Origin of the sequence: Streptomyces sp. NPDC047917 (assembly GCF_043204345.1) — a bacterium.
GTDB lineage: Bacteria > Actinomycetota > Actinomycetes > Streptomycetales > Streptomycetaceae > Streptomyces > Streptomyces sanglieri.
The window spans coordinates 249310-264052 of sequence record NZ_JBIDCA010000014.1 but is presented as its reverse complement, the minus strand read 5'-3'; the positions used below and the strand labels follow the sequence as shown (position 1 = coordinate 264052).

Annotated in this window: 13 protein-coding genes and 3 pseudogenes; 7 read left to right on the top strand and 9 right to left on the bottom strand. The window is 69.1% G+C overall.

From position 1 onward, the window contains the following. Positions 1-309: 309 nt before the first annotated feature. A complete protein-coding gene (locus tag ACGF8B_RS32355; RefSeq protein ID WP_392745602.1) occupies positions 310-579 on the top strand; it encodes a hypothetical protein in 270 nt (89 codons plus the stop codon). 385 nt (positions 580-964) lie between these two features. Here the strand turns inward: ACGF8B_RS32355 and ACGF8B_RS32350 are convergent, their stop codons facing one another. The 3 genes from ACGF8B_RS32350 to ACGF8B_RS32340 form a co-directional block, all read right to left on the bottom strand. Next, complete coding sequence (locus ACGF8B_RS32350; RefSeq protein ID WP_392745600.1) at positions 965-1222, bottom strand: helix-turn-helix domain-containing protein; 258 nt, start codon at positions 1220-1222, stop codon at positions 965-967. 138 nt (positions 1223-1360) lie between these two features. Then, the gene (locus ACGF8B_RS32345) at positions 1361-1894 is read right to left on the bottom strand and encodes a GrpB family protein (RefSeq protein ID WP_392745599.1); all 534 of its coding nucleotides are present in this window, start codon (positions 1892-1894) and stop codon (positions 1361-1363) included. Positions 1895-1992: 98 nt separating this feature from the next. Further along, positions 1993-2490, bottom strand: coding sequence for a GNAT family N-acetyltransferase (locus ACGF8B_RS32340; protein WP_392745690.1), 498 nt, complete (start codon positions 2488-2490; stop codon positions 1993-1995). 162 nt (positions 2491-2652) lie between these two features. On the opposite strand from ACGF8B_RS32340, the pseudogene ACGF8B_RS32335 reads away from it, so the two are divergent. Continuing rightward, positions 2653-3624 (top strand): annotated as a pseudogene (locus ACGF8B_RS32335) (transposase); the annotation flags it as partial. Positions 3625-3630: 6 nt separating this feature from the next. Here the strand turns inward: ACGF8B_RS32335 and ACGF8B_RS32330 are convergent. Beyond that, positions 3631-4089 carry a PH domain-containing protein gene (locus ACGF8B_RS32330; protein ID WP_392745598.1) on the bottom strand — a complete coding sequence of 153 codons (459 nt, stop codon included), beginning with the start codon at positions 4087-4089 and terminating at the stop codon, positions 3631-3633. Positions 4090-4142: 53 nt separating this feature from the next. Here ACGF8B_RS32330 and ACGF8B_RS32325 point away from each other — a divergent pair. Then, positions 4143-4604, top strand: a pseudogene (locus ACGF8B_RS32325) (transposase family protein); the annotation flags it as partial. Positions 4605-4664: 60 nt separating this feature from the next. Here the strand turns inward: ACGF8B_RS32325 and ACGF8B_RS32320 are convergent. Further along, positions 4665-5999 carry an alpha/beta hydrolase gene (locus tag ACGF8B_RS32320; protein WP_392745597.1) on the bottom strand — a complete coding sequence of 445 codons (1335 nt, stop codon included), beginning with the start codon at positions 5997-5999 and terminating at the stop codon, positions 4665-4667. Between the two features lie 67 nt (positions 6000-6066). Here ACGF8B_RS32320 and ACGF8B_RS32315 point away from each other — a divergent pair, with 67 nt between their 5' ends. Together ACGF8B_RS32315 and ACGF8B_RS32310 are read left to right on the top strand one after the other, a co-directional pair. After that, positions 6067-6684, top strand: coding sequence for a TetR/AcrR family transcriptional regulator (locus tag ACGF8B_RS32315; RefSeq protein ID WP_392745595.1), 618 nt, complete (start codon positions 6067-6069; stop codon positions 6682-6684). 371 nt (positions 6685-7055) lie between these two features. Then, on the top strand, positions 7056-8153 hold the full coding sequence (locus tag ACGF8B_RS32310) for a MerR family DNA-binding transcriptional regulator (RefSeq protein ID WP_392745688.1): 1098 nt from the start codon (positions 7056-7058) through the stop codon (positions 8151-8153). A gap of 378 nt (positions 8154-8531) precedes the next feature. Here ACGF8B_RS32310 and ACGF8B_RS32305 read toward each other — a convergent pair whose 3' ends face one another. The 4 genes from ACGF8B_RS32305 to ACGF8B_RS32290 form a co-directional block, all read right to left on the bottom strand. After that, a complete protein-coding gene (locus ACGF8B_RS32305; protein ID WP_392745593.1) occupies positions 8532-8972 on the bottom strand; it encodes a hypothetical protein in 441 nt (146 codons plus the stop codon). Positions 8973-9663: 691 nt separating this feature from the next. Beyond that, a complete protein-coding gene (locus ACGF8B_RS32300; RefSeq protein ID WP_392745591.1) occupies positions 9664-9939 on the bottom strand; it encodes a hypothetical protein in 276 nt (91 codons plus the stop codon). Positions 9940-10108: 169 nt separating this feature from the next. Beyond that, positions 10109-10294, bottom strand: a complete 186-nt coding sequence (locus tag ACGF8B_RS32295; RefSeq protein ID WP_392745590.1) for a hypothetical protein — start codon at positions 10292-10294, stop codon at positions 10109-10111. Positions 10295-11069: 775 nt separating this feature from the next. Beyond that, entirely contained in the window at positions 11070-11495 is a 426-nt protein-coding gene (locus tag ACGF8B_RS32290) for a GFA family protein (RefSeq protein WP_392745588.1), read from the bottom strand. 701 nt (positions 11496-12196) lie between these two features. Between ACGF8B_RS32290 and ACGF8B_RS32285 the strand changes: the two genes are divergently transcribed. Together ACGF8B_RS32285 and ACGF8B_RS32280 are read left to right on the top strand one after the other, a co-directional pair. Continuing rightward, entirely contained in the window at positions 12197-14059 is a 1863-nt protein-coding gene (locus tag ACGF8B_RS32285; protein ID WP_392745687.1) for an ABC transporter ATP-binding protein, read from the top strand. 283 nt (positions 14060-14342) lie between these two features. After that, positions 14343-14519 (top strand): annotated as a pseudogene (locus ACGF8B_RS32280) (kinase); the annotation flags it as partial. Positions 14520-14743 lie beyond the last annotated feature (224 nt).

Here is a 14743-nt window from a genome sequence, read left to right as displayed (position 1 = left end):
GAGAGTAACGACACATGTGAACCACCGCCCCACCAACCGCACTTACTGACCAGTTCGCCGGATGCGCCCGGCTCATCCCTGCCGGCGCCCCGCCCTGCCCCGCCCCGCCCACGGTGAGGTGACCTCGACATGAGTGCCCGTCTACACCTCGCCGCGGCCACTGTCCCCGTGCAGCGCCAATACCCATCCGCCGTGCCCAACGACCGACGATCTCCGCAGACGCAGGCGGGGGTGGGAAGAGGCGGGCTGCTGACATCGAAACGGTCGGCCAGACGCAGTCCCCCGACCGCGTCACCGTCGGTCATCTCCATGGAAACGACGTACAGTTCGGTGTTCGTGCGCGCGAACACCGTCCACAGAGTGTTCCCCTCCCCCCACCCGCTCCACAAGCGGCCCCAGACTCCCGGTCGGGCGTTCACGGGCGGCCCCCGGACGGCGGGTGCGGGCCTCGGCGACCACGGCGAGCTCAAGAGCGCCACGGACCGCGACCGCGTCGACCGACTTGAGCGTGCGGTCGAGCTCGTCAGCGGCTCCCCTCGCGACCTCGGCGGCTTCCGCTTCCTGGCCCGGCCGGGATAGCGGCACGTGTCCCGGATTCCACCGGGCAGCGATGCCCCGCGGCGGATCATCCGCGTCCTCGGCCGCCCGCAGCGCCCGGACCGCCACCATCGGCGACAGGTCGGGCCGTCCCGCTCTGCGGCTGTACGAGCGCTGCCGGCGCGTACAGGTCGGCAGCCGCACACAGCACCTCACGACGCTCAGCACCCGCACCGGCACCGGAGCGGCGCGCTGCGACGGTCGCCTCGACGTCGCCGATCAGTTCCGGCAGTACCGCCTCGGCCAAGGTGAACCGGATGGGCGACGTCTGTCACATGCCCCACACGGTCTCCACCCGCTCACGCAGCACACAGGCCTCCATCCACAACGGGCACGGGCCGAGGGTGCCGGCCCAACAGCGCCCGCATCACACCGTCACCCGCCGCACCCTGCTGCTCCCGTTGCCGGGGCTGTCGTCGTCTCCGAGGAGCCAGCCGGCCGGTACCCGGAGCTCGGCCGCGAGCCTGCCGACGACCTCGCTGGAGGGCACCCTCGGACCACGCTCGATCTGCGAGAGACAGTCCGTCGCGATCCCGCACAGACCGGCGACCACGGCCTGGGTGGGGCATCGGCGTGAGCCGCGGATCGCCCGTCGCGGCGCCGACCACAGCACCGGCCCGGGCAAGCAACTCTGGGTTGCAGAGCGCGCGTTCGCCCACCTGCGCTGGTTCCGCCGACTGCGGGTCCGCTGGGAGATCCGCGACGACATCCATGAAGCCTTCCTCACCTCGGATGCGCACCAACCTGTGCGGTCCGTCTTACGTCACGATTCACTGGCGGTCCGAGCGGCGTAGCCCTTCGCGATCAGTTCCTCCACCAAAGCGCTCTTCGCCGCCGAGTAGGCCGCCCTGCCCTCGCTGTCGACAGGGAACTGCTGTGCCAGAGCCACCTTCAACGCGCTGTAGCGCCGGACTTCATCGGGCCACTGGCGTAGGTAGTCACGGAGCAGGACGTGATCGAGGTGAGGCTTTGATCCTGCAATCACGCCGTACAGATGATGTTCGGGAACCCCCGGTGGGGCTTGGAATGCCTCCCGCCCCGGAATCCCCAGGTCGCCTTCGGGGCGGTAGCCCTGCACGGTGAGCCGGGCGATCAACGCGGGCATGACGGCCTCCCCGGACACCACGATGTCGAGGTCGATGATCGATTTGGCGGCGCACCCAGGCACTGCCGTACTGCCGACGTGCTCGATGGACACAGCCAGATCCGCGACGTGGGGTGCCAGCCGCTGCCGCAGATCCTCGAACCGCTCGGGCCACCGGGGGTCGTAGTCACTGACCACGATCATGCGATTCATGACGGCAGTCTCGCAGGATCGCCAGGCCCACCGAACCCCTCGGAGAACCCTGGCTGTCGCGTACCGAGCCGTAAGGGCTGTCCCGTAACTGTTGGCTGTCACAGGGCGGCGGCTGGCTGTCGCAGGGCGGCGGCGTGCAGGTCCCGGATGTACCGGACGAAGCGTGTGCCGTCCTTGCTGTGTGTGGGCTTGCCGGGGGTGAACCCTGCCCGCTGCGCGACTGCGGCAGATGCGGGATTCTCCGGCTCGACCTGGATGACGGCTTCCGCCCCGCCCTCACTCGCCGCGTACTGGGACGCCAACAGGACCGCGCGGGTAGCCAGGCCGCGTCCCCGCCAGAACGGATAGAGGCCGTAGGCGACATTCACCTGGCCGGGCGCCAGCCCCTCTCCTGCGAACCGCAAGTCGACCCTGCCCGCGAGCACCCCGTCGGCGCCCATCCGGATGCCGAACGCACGTAGTGGCCCGGCTGTGTCCCACTGCTCCCGACAGTGCCGGAAGTACGCTTCGATGCCCTCGCGCGTGCCGGGACCTCCGTTGAGCCAGCGAACGAGTAGCTCGTCCTCCCCCGCGAGGTGCGCCTGAACGTCGTCCAGGCGCAGGGGGACAGCGTGATGATCCCGTCGGACAGCTTCACTTCATGCATCCTGTGATGCTTGACGCCGGAGCCGCGCAGCACCATCAAATTCCGCGCAGCACCATCGGATTCCGCGCAGCACCACACAGAGCTCCCCGTACACAGGAGATGATCTCCGTGTGAGTGGTGTGATCACGGCTTCGCCCTCGTCGACGGCACCGGCCAGCTCCTCGCCAAACGCCACATCACCGACGACGCCACCGGTTACAAGATCCTCCTCGACCTGCTCACCGAGTACGACGACACCAGCGAGAACCCGATCCCGGTCGCCATCGAGACCTCCCGCGGACTACTCGTCGCCGTGCTGCGGACGGGCAGCCGGCCAGTGTTCGCGATCCACCCGACGGCCGCCGCCCGCTACCGCGGCCGCCACTCCGTCTCCCGCAAGAAGTCCGACCCCGACGACACCAGACGACGCCTTGGTCCTGGCCGACGTCCTCCGCACCGACATGTACGCCCACCGGCCCCTGCCCAACGACTCCGACCTCGCCCGAGCCGTCGCCGTCCTGGCCCGAGCCCAGCAGGACGACACCTGGAACCGGCAGCAGCGCGCCTACCAGCTCCGCTCCCTGCTGCGCGAGTATTACCCCGCCGCCCTGGCGGCGGCCGATGCCTGGAAGACCGGTCTGTGCCGGGCCGAGATGCGGGAACTGCTCCGGGCAGCTCCGACGCCCACCCACGCCGCCCGACTCACTCGGACCCAACTCCAGGCCGCCCCCAAGAGGGCTGGCCGTCAGCGCGGAATCGAGGCTGAAGCCGACCGCTTCCGCGCGGCCTTCCGATCCGAGTGGGCCCACCAGCCCGCGCTGGTCGAGGACGCTCTCGGCAAGCAGATGCCGGCTCTCCTCGGCCGGCTGGAGGCCGCCTGCACCGCCTCGACCACGTCGGCCACCTCTGGCCCTTCTCCTCAATCACCGCCTCACCCGGCGCCAAAGCCCACTACCGACGCCGCGACCACGGAGACTGGCACGCATCAGCCCAGCGCAACCTCTTCAACCGCGTGATCGGGCAGCTCTACCACTGCCTCCGACACGGGACTTGCTTCGACGAAGCCGTCGTGTTCCCCACGGCCACCGGGGCTCTCGCGGCATGAGTGTCGTCAGCCGCCGATCGCGCGCGACCAACGCTCATGGATGACGGACAACTTCCGCTCGAATTCGTCATCCCACATCCGGTTGGTGAAGGCCCCGGGAATCGCGAGCGAACGCCCATGGACCCGTACGACCTGCAAGTCCCACCAAGACCCACTACGCGTGAGGTGCTGTCGCTTCTCGATTCGGGTGATCTCGCTCCAGGGAACCGAGCGCCGGCTCACGAAGGTGCGGAACTCCATTCCATCCGCAGTCAGGCGCGTCCGACCGTATCCACGGTTGATCATGTAGAAGACCGAGGCCAACCACGCAACACCGAAGCCACCGACCCACCACCATCGGTCCGATGCCGGCTCGGCCAGGCCCACCGCTACAACCCCACCGGCGAAGACCATCGTCAGGAAACCGGTCCACCACCAGTTTCTCCGCTGCTCGGCCTCGCTGAGACCGATCCACATATCGGGCATATTCATGATGCTACAGATACACACTCGAACAACGACCGCCCCGACTTGACGAGTTGGACGCCGGAGGTGTCTGGACAGCCCCGTTCACCGGGCTGGTTCCGCGTGCCTCCGGGAAGCTGGTGGCGGTGCTGCGCCGCGCAGGTGCGGGTGCTGTCCGCAAGGGCCGGCCGTGGAGCCTTCCGCCGGAGGAAAGAGCACTGCTGATCGCGGCGTACTGGCGTGCAAACCTGACCCTGCGGCAGCTCTCTCCGCTGTTCGGGGTGTCGAAGTCGGCGGCGGACCGGATCATCGACCATCCCGGGCCGATGCTCGCGCTCCAGCCCCGCAAGCGGTTCGCCGGGGACGCCGTGCTCATCGTGGACGGCACCCTGGTTCCCACCCGGGACCACACCATTGCCGAGCGGTCGAAGAACTGCCGGTACTCCGCCGACCACCAGGTCGTCATCGATGCCGACACCCGCCAGGTCGTCGTGGCCGGAAGGCCGCTCGCCGGAAACCGCAACGATTTGGCTGCACTTCGCGCAGGGCCCAGGCAAGGCTTCGCCCGACTCTGCCGGTGCCGGGCTGCAACGTCTTCACGTGTGGTCGCGCAGGAAGGTGGGGATCTCGTCGCGGGTCGGGTAGTTCGGCAGGGGTGCCGGCTTGCCCTGAAGGAACGCGGTGATGACGGCGACGGCCCGGTCGTTGTTGTCGTCGAGGCCGTTCCACATGTGGTGTCCGACTCCGGGCATGTACTGCGTGCGCTGGATGGCGGGGTCATTGGCAAGGACGGTGGTCTCCCATTGACGGACCTGGGAGGAGCACTCGGCGATCATCAGCATCGCGGGTGTCCGGGAGCGCCTCAGTTGCGGGGCGATGGAGGGCGAGTCCTTGACCGTCTGCTGGATGCGGAGGCTGGCGGCGGGGCTGAAGGAGAAGTTCTGCTCGGTGTCCTCGGCGGGGATGCGGTGCGCGTCGCGTGCGCAGTAGGCGGACGCGGTGTCGCTGCCGAGGTCGGCGGCGGTGAAGGCGTTGTCGCCTTCGGCCTGTCCGATCAGTCCGGTGTCGGGGGTGAGGAGTCCGAGTCGCATGAGGCCGAATGCCACGGCGTACCGGGGAACGTGCGTCGATCGCGGTCCGGTCGGGGCCGGCGCGAGGCCGCGTGCGGATCCTCGGCCCTTGTGCCCGGTGATGCGTGCGGTGGGGCCGTCCATGGGACCGGGCTCGGCGATGATCGCCCGGCGCAGGCGTGCGGCGACGCCCGGGTCGGTCAGGGCTCGGGTGAGCACCGCTCCTCCTGAGGAGAATCCGAGGATGTCGACCTTGCCCTTGTCCAGGCGGTCGATGAAGGCGGTGAGGTCGCTGACCGATCTGGAGATCGTGTACCGGCCCATGGGGAGCAGGTCGCTGCGTCCGCCGCCGGCCTGTTCGTAGGCGTAGACGTCGTAGCCCCGGCGTGCCAGGAGTTGCAGGAACCGGTGGTCGAGCACCGAGATGCCACGGACCGGTCCGCCGTTGAGGTACACGAGCGGGATGGGATGCCGGGGGCTGGGGTGCGTGGGCGGGTAGTGGTACACCGCGACCCGGCTGCCCGTGGTCAGGCTCCAGTGCTGCGTGGTCACGAAGGGCAGGGCGGGCGGGTACCGCCGGGCCGTCGGCACGGTCGGAATGCAGACCGCCGCCGTCAATGCCGCGGCGAGAGCCACCGGCAGGAACGGCACGAGCCGCGCCGGCCAGGTGCGGCGCCGGCCCCACCACATCGCGAGGACCGCCCCGGCTCCGAGGGTCGTCAACCATGCCGCCAGCCCCGAGCCCGCCCCGTCCGTGAGGGCGATCAGTGCGAGAAATACGACGATCAGCGTCGCGACGGCGGCCAAGGCCAGCAGTAAGCGTCCGATGAAGCGGACGAGACGTATGGCGGACGTGGGCACAGCTACCTCCAACTGTTTCAGAACGCTGTTTCAAAACAACGTTATCAAAGAAGGTAGGCTGCTCGTCATGGGTAGGCCGAGAACGAACGACGAGGCCGTCAAAGAGCGGCTTGTGGAGTGCGCGACCGAGATGCTCGCCACCCGCCCGCGGGAGTCGCTCACGGTCCGCGCCGTGGCCGCTGCTGCCGAGGCGTCGACCACGGCGGTGTATTCGCTGTTCGGCGGTAAGGACGGGCTGATCGGTGCGGTGCGCGACAGAGCCGTCACCGGCCTGTTCCAGGACCTTTCGGCGGCGCGGACCTCCGCGGACCCTCTCGCCGACCTCTACGCGCTGGCCGTCGCCTACCGTCGTTGGGGGCTCGGACACAGCCATCTGTACACGGTGCTGTTCGGTGGTGTGCAGTCCTTCGACCCGTCAGGGGAGGTCGGTGCCAGTGACCCGGTCCTTCCGCTCCTCGCAGCGATCGATCGCGCGTTGGCGGCGTCCGTCCTGGTCGGCGAAGCAACGTCGATCGCCCTGTCGATCTGGGCCACCCTGCACGGACTGGTGACTCTCGAACTGGCTGGGGCACTCGACGACGCCACCGCCGAGACCGCATTCCGATCGGCGATTCACGCCACGTTGCGCGGGTGGACGACCCCGGCGGTGTTCCGCAGCCTCCGCCAAGTCGAACTCGCTCATTGACAGATCACGGCCGGTTGTCCGGGCCCTGCCGGTCCCTTCCGGTCCCTTCCGGGGCGAGGGTGCATGGTCGGTGAAGGCTGGCCTGCCAAGGTCCACCAGCTGCGGCCGGCCATCAGTCGCAGATCGATCTCGATGAGGCGTGCCCCCCGGCGGGGTCCATCCGGGGAACGGGGCAGCCGACGCAGGCTTCTCCGGACCAACTGGGTGGGTTCGCCCCGGTGCTGAACTGAGGGGCGATCCGGCTCGCCATGGCTTGCAGCAGTCGCCTCGGACTCGCTGTTCCGCGTTCGGCTCTCGCTGCCGGAAGCGAGTCGCTTGACCCTCACGTGGCGTCAGGCTGCATAGTCGGTGCTGTGGAGGAGCACCTGACCGTGGGACGTGTGGCCGAGTTGGCGGGCGTGAGCGTCCGCACGCTACATCACTATGACGAGATCGGGCTCGTACGGCCGTCGGCGCGAACTGCAGGCAGGTACCGGGCCTACTCGGGCAGCGACGTGGAACGGCTGCGTGAGGTACTTGCCTACCGACGCCTGGGCTTCGGGCTGCGGGAGGTCGCGGACCTGGTCGACGACCCGTCCACCGACGCGGCTGCGCACCTGCGCCGACTGCGCGGCCTGCTGCTGGAACGGCGCGACCACGCCGATGCCATGGTCGCGGCCATCGACAGAGAACTCAAAGCACGGGCGAAGGGAGTCAAGGTGACGCCTGAGGAGCAACTGGAGATGCTCGGTGCACAGCTGTACGACGCGATCGGCGGCGCATACCCCGCGACACGGCGTACCGAGCCGCGGATCGCCGCGCAGATCTGGGCCGCGCTCGGGGATGCGCGGACGGTGCTGAATGTCGGGGCCGGCACCGGCTCCTACGAGCCTGCTGATCGCGATGTGATCGCCGTGGAACCATCTGCGGTCATGCGGGGGCAGCGGCCTGCCGGCTCGGCGCCGTGCGTGGCCGCCGCCGCGGAGAACCTGCCGTTCGTGGACCAGTCCTTCGACGTCGCGATGGCCGTCTCCACCGTTCACCATTGGGGGGATCCGATAGCGGGGCTGCGCGAGATGCGGCGCGTGGCCCGCCGCGTGGTGGTGCTCACGTTCGACACCGACGAGCCCGGATGGCAGGACCGGTTCTGGCTTACCCGCGACTACCTGCCCGAGTTCGCCTCCGTCCTCGCAGAGTTTCCCTCGCTTGCTGGGTTGACCGACGCCATCGGCGCCCGCGCTGAGCCGGTGCCCGTTCCGTGGGACTGCGCTGACGGCCTGTTCGAGGCGTACTGGCGCCGGCCCAGGGCCTATCTGGAGGATCATGTGCGTCGCGCGATGTCGGTGTGGACGAGGGTCGGGCCGGAGGCCGAGCAGCGGGCGGTGCGAAGCCTCAGCGATGATCTCGACTCCGGCCGGTGGGTCGAGCGCAATTGCGACCTCGCCAACCTCGATGCGGCAGATCTTGGACTCCGCCTGCTCATAGCCTGAACCGCGTCACACCTCGGCATCGCGGCGGCCCCGACATGCCCAAGTCGGAGACCCGCGAGCCCCGCTGGTCGATCGAGGGCTGGTCCGCGACATCGCGATGGGCGACTTCCGGCTGACGGTCAATCCAAGGCATGGAAGTCTTCGGCTCTGCTCACGTCGTTCCGGCAGGGCGCACGCTCACCACAATCCGATGGACGGCTGGAGGCCGGAGCGGGTGGGGCGCTACCGCCCCGGCATTTCGCGGCCGGCCGTCGCCCCGGTACGGATCGAGCGGGTTGTGGTGGGCGTGAGGACGGCGACGCTCGGAGCGCGCCGGCGGCACCGGGTTGATCAACGGGCCTTCGCCTGTCTCGATCCAGAAGGTGCAGAAGCTGTGGATCACCGCGTCAGTTGACTCAGCTTCGCACCCCGTGTGGCGAGCTCGCCGGCATGCAGCCGTTCCAGGGGCGCGGGCCTGGTCCAGCACCGGTCGAGTGCTGCAGCGGCGTCGTTGAGCTTGAGACAGGACAGCTGACCTCGCAGCTGCTGGAAGCGGCGTGCTTCGCTCATCTGCACAGGGGACGTACTCACTTCCGTGTTCTCCTCCTTCGGTGAGGGAACGGTCCGCAGCCGGTCGACCGTGGCGGCGTAGTGGGACAGGTCGATCACGACCCGTTCGGCCGGATCACTAGCGGCGGCCTGCCGGCCGCACAGCCGCTCGGCTTCTGCCCGTACGGCTTCGGAGGGTGGTCTGCGGACCTTGTTCTCGCAGGGAGCCCGGTCCCAGGAAGCGGCCGGCACCTCGCGTTCGAGGGCGACGACGTGCCCGGCGTCCGGCACTGTCTGGCCGGCTCCGCGGCGCCCGGCGGTGGCGGGCGACCACGGCCCGTCCAGCGTTGGCGATGTCGAGGTGGTTCTCGCCGAGCCGGTGCAGGACTCCGACCCGGGCGCCGGCGGGACGGAACACAGATTCCCGTCGAAGGACACCGGGCACTGCGGGCTCACGGTCCGCTCGACCTACAGCTCGGCGGGGCAACGGCCGGACCGGGACGTCCAGCAGCGTTTCAGCGGCGGCGAGTTCACCGACCGTGGCCTTGATCCCGTCCACGGACCGGCGGCGTTCGTCCATGCGGACGGCGAGCCGCGGTCACCTCGTCGAACAGCGTCGATGTCCACAGATGCGGATCATCCGCCAGTCGCCGCCGACGGTACGGAAGGAAAGGCACTAACAGGACCGGAGGCTGACGGCACTGCCCCGGGGTCCGTTCGTTGTTCAGGTAGTCCCGGACCGTGTTGCGGTCCCGGCCCGGATGCCGCGCGATCGCCGAGATCGTCCATCCCTGACGACGCAGAGCAGGAGTGTCCACGTCTTACGCCCGTGTGAGCATCCAGGCCCCCGAGCAGGCCGAAGTTGCGCACGCAGGCTCTCCATGACACACCGATACCAGTTCGACATGCCGGGCAGGGGCACACGAAAGATGGGGAGATCGACTGAGCAGGTTCGGCCGCTGAGCGAGCACAGCCCGGGGAGTCAGCCGCAGGTCAGCATGACGACGGAAACAGGCACCGCCACCATCCCGCAGATCGCCAGGAACCCGCCCACGAAACGCACGAAGCCCTCAGACACGGCGCGGGATTCCGCCTGCTGCCGGGGCACCCGCTCCAGGCCGTTCACGATGAGGGAACGAATCCCGGCAGCCCCTCTCTTCGTGGCAAAGGCTCCCCCGAAGACGATGGCCACCAGCCCCCAGACCAACAGGAACACAGCACCCGCGGCGGCATCACTCCGACCGGCGAGAAGCAGCATGCCCGAATCCTTCACCGCCAGAGCCACAGAGGTCAACAGGCTGCCACGACAGGCACCCCGGACGAATCATGAAGTGAGCCACCCACCCCAGAAAGATCGAGGGTGGGCAACAACGGAGAGCAGGTCTGAGAGAGCCTGAGCGCAGGGTGGGGACTATCAAATATCGTCATCAGCGTTCGGCAATATCTGGTGTCAGCTCTTCACCGGAGACGAACTCGGCTTCGTCCGCGACACCCTCGTGCTGAGAGGGGGCGCTCATCGGGTCGTGCCCCCTCTCGTCGAGGAAGTCCTCGCCGCAGGCATCCAGTTCCTCCTGGAGACCTGTTCCCTCCTCGCACCTGATGCGCCCGCCCACCAGCCGTCCCCGACACCGTGCGGCTGTTGCTGTTCAACGCCCAGCACGCCTCCCCCGCGCGCTCCCGCCGCCAAGCCGAATGGATCGCCGAGCAGGAAGGCGCCGACGTCGCCGTCCTCACCGAGGTCTCCTCCACCCACGGCGACGACGCACTCGTCACCGCGCTCGCCGGACACGGGTACGCCACCATCGTCGTCCCCCCGGCCCAAGGACGCCGCCCACCGCACCGTCGTCGCCTGCCGCACCGTCAACGCCCAGCAGGTGCTGAGCCCGGTCGCCCTCACGCCTCACCGACGCCTTCGGCCGCCTCCACCCGGAGAAGGACGCCCGCTCCTGGTACGGGCGCAGCGGCAAAGGCTGCTGCTTCGACCACAGCCACCTCACCAGGTCTCATGCCTCTCGGATTCTCGCCTGCGACTACCAGCACGAGCCGCGCGAGAGCGGGCTTTCCGACCATGACGCCATGACGCTCCAGCTCCGCCTCACCGAACCCGGGGATCCGCGTGGAACTCAAGCCCAGGCGTGAGAGACCCGATGGCGCGTCACCCGCGCTCGACCGGCGGTGGCCGGGGTTACCTGATGTGGCGGTGTCGGTCTCCTCGGACTTCTGGATACGGAAGGGTCATGGCGTACCGGCCCGATGCGCGCCAACACATCTGTGGGCGTGCAACAGGACCATGGCGCTGCCAACTCCGTCCGGATGCCTGCCTCGCCCCCGGAGGACGGACAAGGCACCGGCCCGGCTGCCCGCGAAACGGTGCCTTTGGCTCCGTCCTCACCGTCCGGAGGTCCAGGACGGTGGCTGGGTGGAGGGGATGGGCGGAAGCCACGCGGGGGTGTTGTGGCGGAAGCTGTGACCGACAGGGGCGATTCCGGAGCCGTCGTCCAGGGCCGAGAGGCAGATTCCGAGGTACTCCTCACCGTCGGCCGCCGCGCCGAGCGGCGTGCTGCACACGGGGCAGGACCAGCGTTCCATCGTGGGCCAGGACCGGTACCAGCGGGGTGTCCCGGGCCCGGTCCAGCTGAAGGCGGTCCGGCGGAACCCGACCCAGGCCATGAGCGGGCCACCGGAAAGGCGGGCGCAGTGGGGGCAGGCGCATACGCGGGGGTCGTAGGGTTCTCCGGTTGCTTCGAAGCGGATGTGTCCGCACAGGCATCCACCGGTGGACACCCCTTGGGTGGGTGTGTCGTCGTTCGGCATCGGGGGCTCCTTGCTGTTGCGGCAGGGCCGTTGTGTGTGTCGGCCCGCCATGGGCGGGCAGGGCGGGGGCCGGGGCGGGTGAGTGCGCCTCGGCGCCGGTAGCCTGGCACGCCCGTTCCACGGTCGAGGCGCGGCCACACAGAATCGGGCCATTGCCGCCCCCGTGACGCCCCGTGGCACCCACTGCACAGCGCAGTCGCCGCACGGGGCGGCCACGGTTTCAGGATGGCCGGAAACCCGTGGCGGATGCGGCCGAAGAGGTGACCATCCATCGAACGGAGACGTTTCGGACGCCGCGCCCCCGCACGCCCGGCATGAACGGCGGAATTCGCACAGACATCCAGAATCCCCCTCGCTGTCACCCGTTACGACGAGGCGTGAGCCACGTTTTTAGTGCACCAGTGCCACACCGACGCTTAGACGGAGGACGCCATGCACCCTGGTCCCGCCCCCACGAACCGGCCTCCCGGAATCGAACGGACCGGCCCGATCACGCTCAACGCCGGCAGCGTCCGTACCGCAGCGGTCCCGGATGCTGCGGGGTGGGAGGCATGAGCGAGCCGGCCCGTGATGTGCCAGGACCGCGCACCACCCCTTCCAGGAGCGGCGCATCCACAACTCCCGGGCGGCCGGAGTGTGCTTCGAGCGGCTCCTTCGCCAAGTCCGAGACCGATTCCGCGTCCGATGTCTCCGCCCCGCAGATGCGGTACGTCGATCTGACCGGCAGCCGTGAAGCGGCCGGACGTTCCATCCGGATGCGTGACATGGCCCGGCGCCTGCCCCGGTTGGTGCGTCGCTCGCTGGCTCTGGCCTGGCAGGTCGACCGGCGGGCGACCATCGGTCTCCTGCTGTGCCAGGCCGTCGCCGGAGTGATGCAGGCTCTGGGCCTGGTCGCCATCGCCGGCACGTTAACCGCACTGCTGAGCAGCGGGGATGTCTACCACCGGCTCCTTCAGGCGTGGCCGTCGGTGGCCCTGCTGGCGGGTGCCTCCGGCGTGCGTGCGCTTCTGGGGATCACTGTCGGCTGGCTGTCCTCCCGGCTGGGCCCGCTGATGTCGCGCGAGGCCGAGCAGATGCTGCTCACCGGCTGTGCCGGGGTGGAGCTGTGCGCCTACGACGAGCCCGACTTCAACCGTGACCGGGAGGCCGCCGACCGCGGGGCTCAGGTCACCGGGGATCTGATCGACGAGGGCCAGGACCTGATCGCGTCGGGTGCGAGTTTCCTCGCCGGGGCCGTCGTGCTGGCCGGTGTGCACTGGGTCCTCCTTCCGCTCCTGGTGGCGGCCAGTCTTCCGCAGGCCCTGGCCCAGGTCAGTGCAGCCCGCGTGCGGTACCTGGCGAATCTCCGCAGCAACGGTGACAACCGGATGCTGTCGGTGCTGCGTTGGCACATCTTCACGAGGGAGGCGGCCGATCAGATCCGCGCCGGCACCATGGCTGGATTCCTGTCCGGCCGGTACCGGCAGACGGTCGCCCGGATCAACCGCGAGGACCGGGCCGCGGCCGACACGGGTGCCCGAATGTCTCTGGTCGGTGCGCTGTGCGGAGGCGTCGGCTCCGCAGTGGTGTGGTCGGCGGTCGTGTGGCTGCTGGCCAACGGCCGGATCAGTGTCGGGCACGCGGGGACGGCCGTCTTCGCTCTTCAGACGGTCGGGCAGTCGGTCCGGGGCCTGGTAGCCGTCGGGGCACGCGCCGTGCGCACGGGCCTGTACATGGATGACTGGAGCGGATTCCTGGACAAGGCCGGCGGGTTCCGCCTGCGCCGGGGTTCGCACCGTCCGCAGGCGCCGCAGGAGATCGTGATCCAGTCGGCAACCCACCGTTACTCGGGCAAGGACAGCAACGCGCTCACCAACGTGTCGCTGACCCTGCGCCGCGGCGAGGTCACCGCCCTGGTCGGATTCAACGGCTCGGGCAAGTCCACACTGTCGAAGCTGGTCAGCGGACTGTACCTGCCCACCGACGGGAAGGTGCTGTGGGACGGCGTACCCACCGGTGACGCCGACCCCCAGGCGCTGTGGGAACAGGTGGCCCTGGTGCCGCAGGACTACGCCCACTGGCCGCTGACCGTGCGCGAGAACGTGACCCTGGGGCAGCCCACGGCTCGCGGTGACGTGGCGGTGCGTGAGGCGTGCGAGGCTTCCGGCGCCGATGAGGTCGTCGACAAGCTGGGCGCCGGGCTGGACACGCTCCTTGCCCGGGAATGGCTCAACGGGGAGGAGCTCAGCGGCGGTCAGTGGCAACGCATCGCTCTGGCAAGGGCGTTCTTCCGGGAGGCCGGGCTGCTGGTCCTTGACGAGCCGACCGCGAATCTCGATCCGCGCGCGGAGTTCCGGATCTTCCAGCGGCTGCGGGACCTGGCCCGGGACCGGGTGGTGCTGCTGGTGACCCATCGCATCACCAATGTGGCCGTGGCCGACCGGATCGTCGTGCTCGACGAAGGCAGGGTCGTTCAGGAGGGCACCTACCAGCAACTCGCCCAGCAGCCCGGACTGTTCCAGCAGTTGCTGTCCTACCAGGTCTCGTCCGAGCCGCACGGGGAGAAGGGCGGTACGCGCACATGAGCCGCCCCAGTGCCCTTGCAGATGCCCGAGCCGGCGGCGACTCGCCCTCCACCCCGCGCTCCTTCAACCACCCCGCCCTCTTTCGAGGTGATGACGTGCCGCCCACCCGTTCCCACATCTGTACGACCGCCGAGGCGTATCTGGACCGGCATCCGGATGAGCGGGAGGCCCTGGCCGGGTTGCTGTCCGTCCTGGACAGTGCCGGCGACCCGTGCAGTCGTGCCACACTGCCCGGCCACACCACCTGCAGCGCGGTCGTCATCAACCGTGATCGACGCGTTCCGGCACTTCGGTTTCCGGTTCGTCTTCCACCTCACGGCCGAGCAGCCGGTTCGGCCGCGGCCTGGCCGTGGTCGGGCAGGACAACCTGCGCAGGGTCGTGCTGAGGGAGCGTGATGTGCCTGACGGCGCCAACAACGGGCTGATCGACGCGGTCGCCCGCTACGCCCTTTCCCTGGGGTAGAGCCTTGTTGCGCAAAGAACGGTGCAGCTCAGCGCCAATGCTCGTGATCGTACTGTCTGCAACAGCTGTTGCGTGATCCCTCTTTCGGGGGGTTGGGGGGGGGCGGCCCGGCCCCCCCCCCCCCGGGGGGGGGGTCTGAGTTTGTGGTGGGGGGGCTGGCCCCCATTCGCCCGATAACAGGCCATTGATTGTTGACCGTTTACAAGGTGGGGTGTTATGTG

What these genes read in the sequence shown, in the direction of transcription:
- ACGF8B_RS32355 (WP_392745602.1), top strand. Translation starts at nt 310, where the DNA reads ATGGAAACGACGTACAGTTCGGTGTTCGTGCGCGCGAACACCGTCCAC.
- ACGF8B_RS32345 (WP_392745599.1), bottom strand. Translation starts at nt 1,894, where the DNA reads ATGAATCGCATGATCGTGGTCAGTGACTACGACCCCCGGTGGCCCGAG.
- ACGF8B_RS32330 (WP_392745598.1), bottom strand. Translation starts at nt 4,089, where the DNA reads ATGCCCGATATGTGGATCGGTCTCAGCGAGGCCGAGCAGCGGAGAAAC.
- ACGF8B_RS32315 (WP_392745595.1), top strand. Translation starts at nt 6,067, where the DNA reads ATGGGTAGGCCGAGAACGAACGACGAGGCCGTCAAAGAGCGGCTTGTG.
- ACGF8B_RS32300 (WP_392745591.1), bottom strand. Translation starts at nt 9,939, where the DNA reads ATGCTGCTTCTCGCCGGTCGGAGTGATGCCGCCGCGGGTGCTGTGTTC.
- ACGF8B_RS32290 (WP_392745588.1), bottom strand. Translation starts at nt 11,495, where the DNA reads ATGCCGAACGACGACACACCCACCCAAGGGGTGTCCACCGGTGGATGC.
- ACGF8B_RS32285 (WP_392745687.1), top strand. Translation starts at nt 12,197, where the DNA reads ATGCGGTACGTCGATCTGACCGGCAGCCGTGAAGCGGCCGGACGTTCC.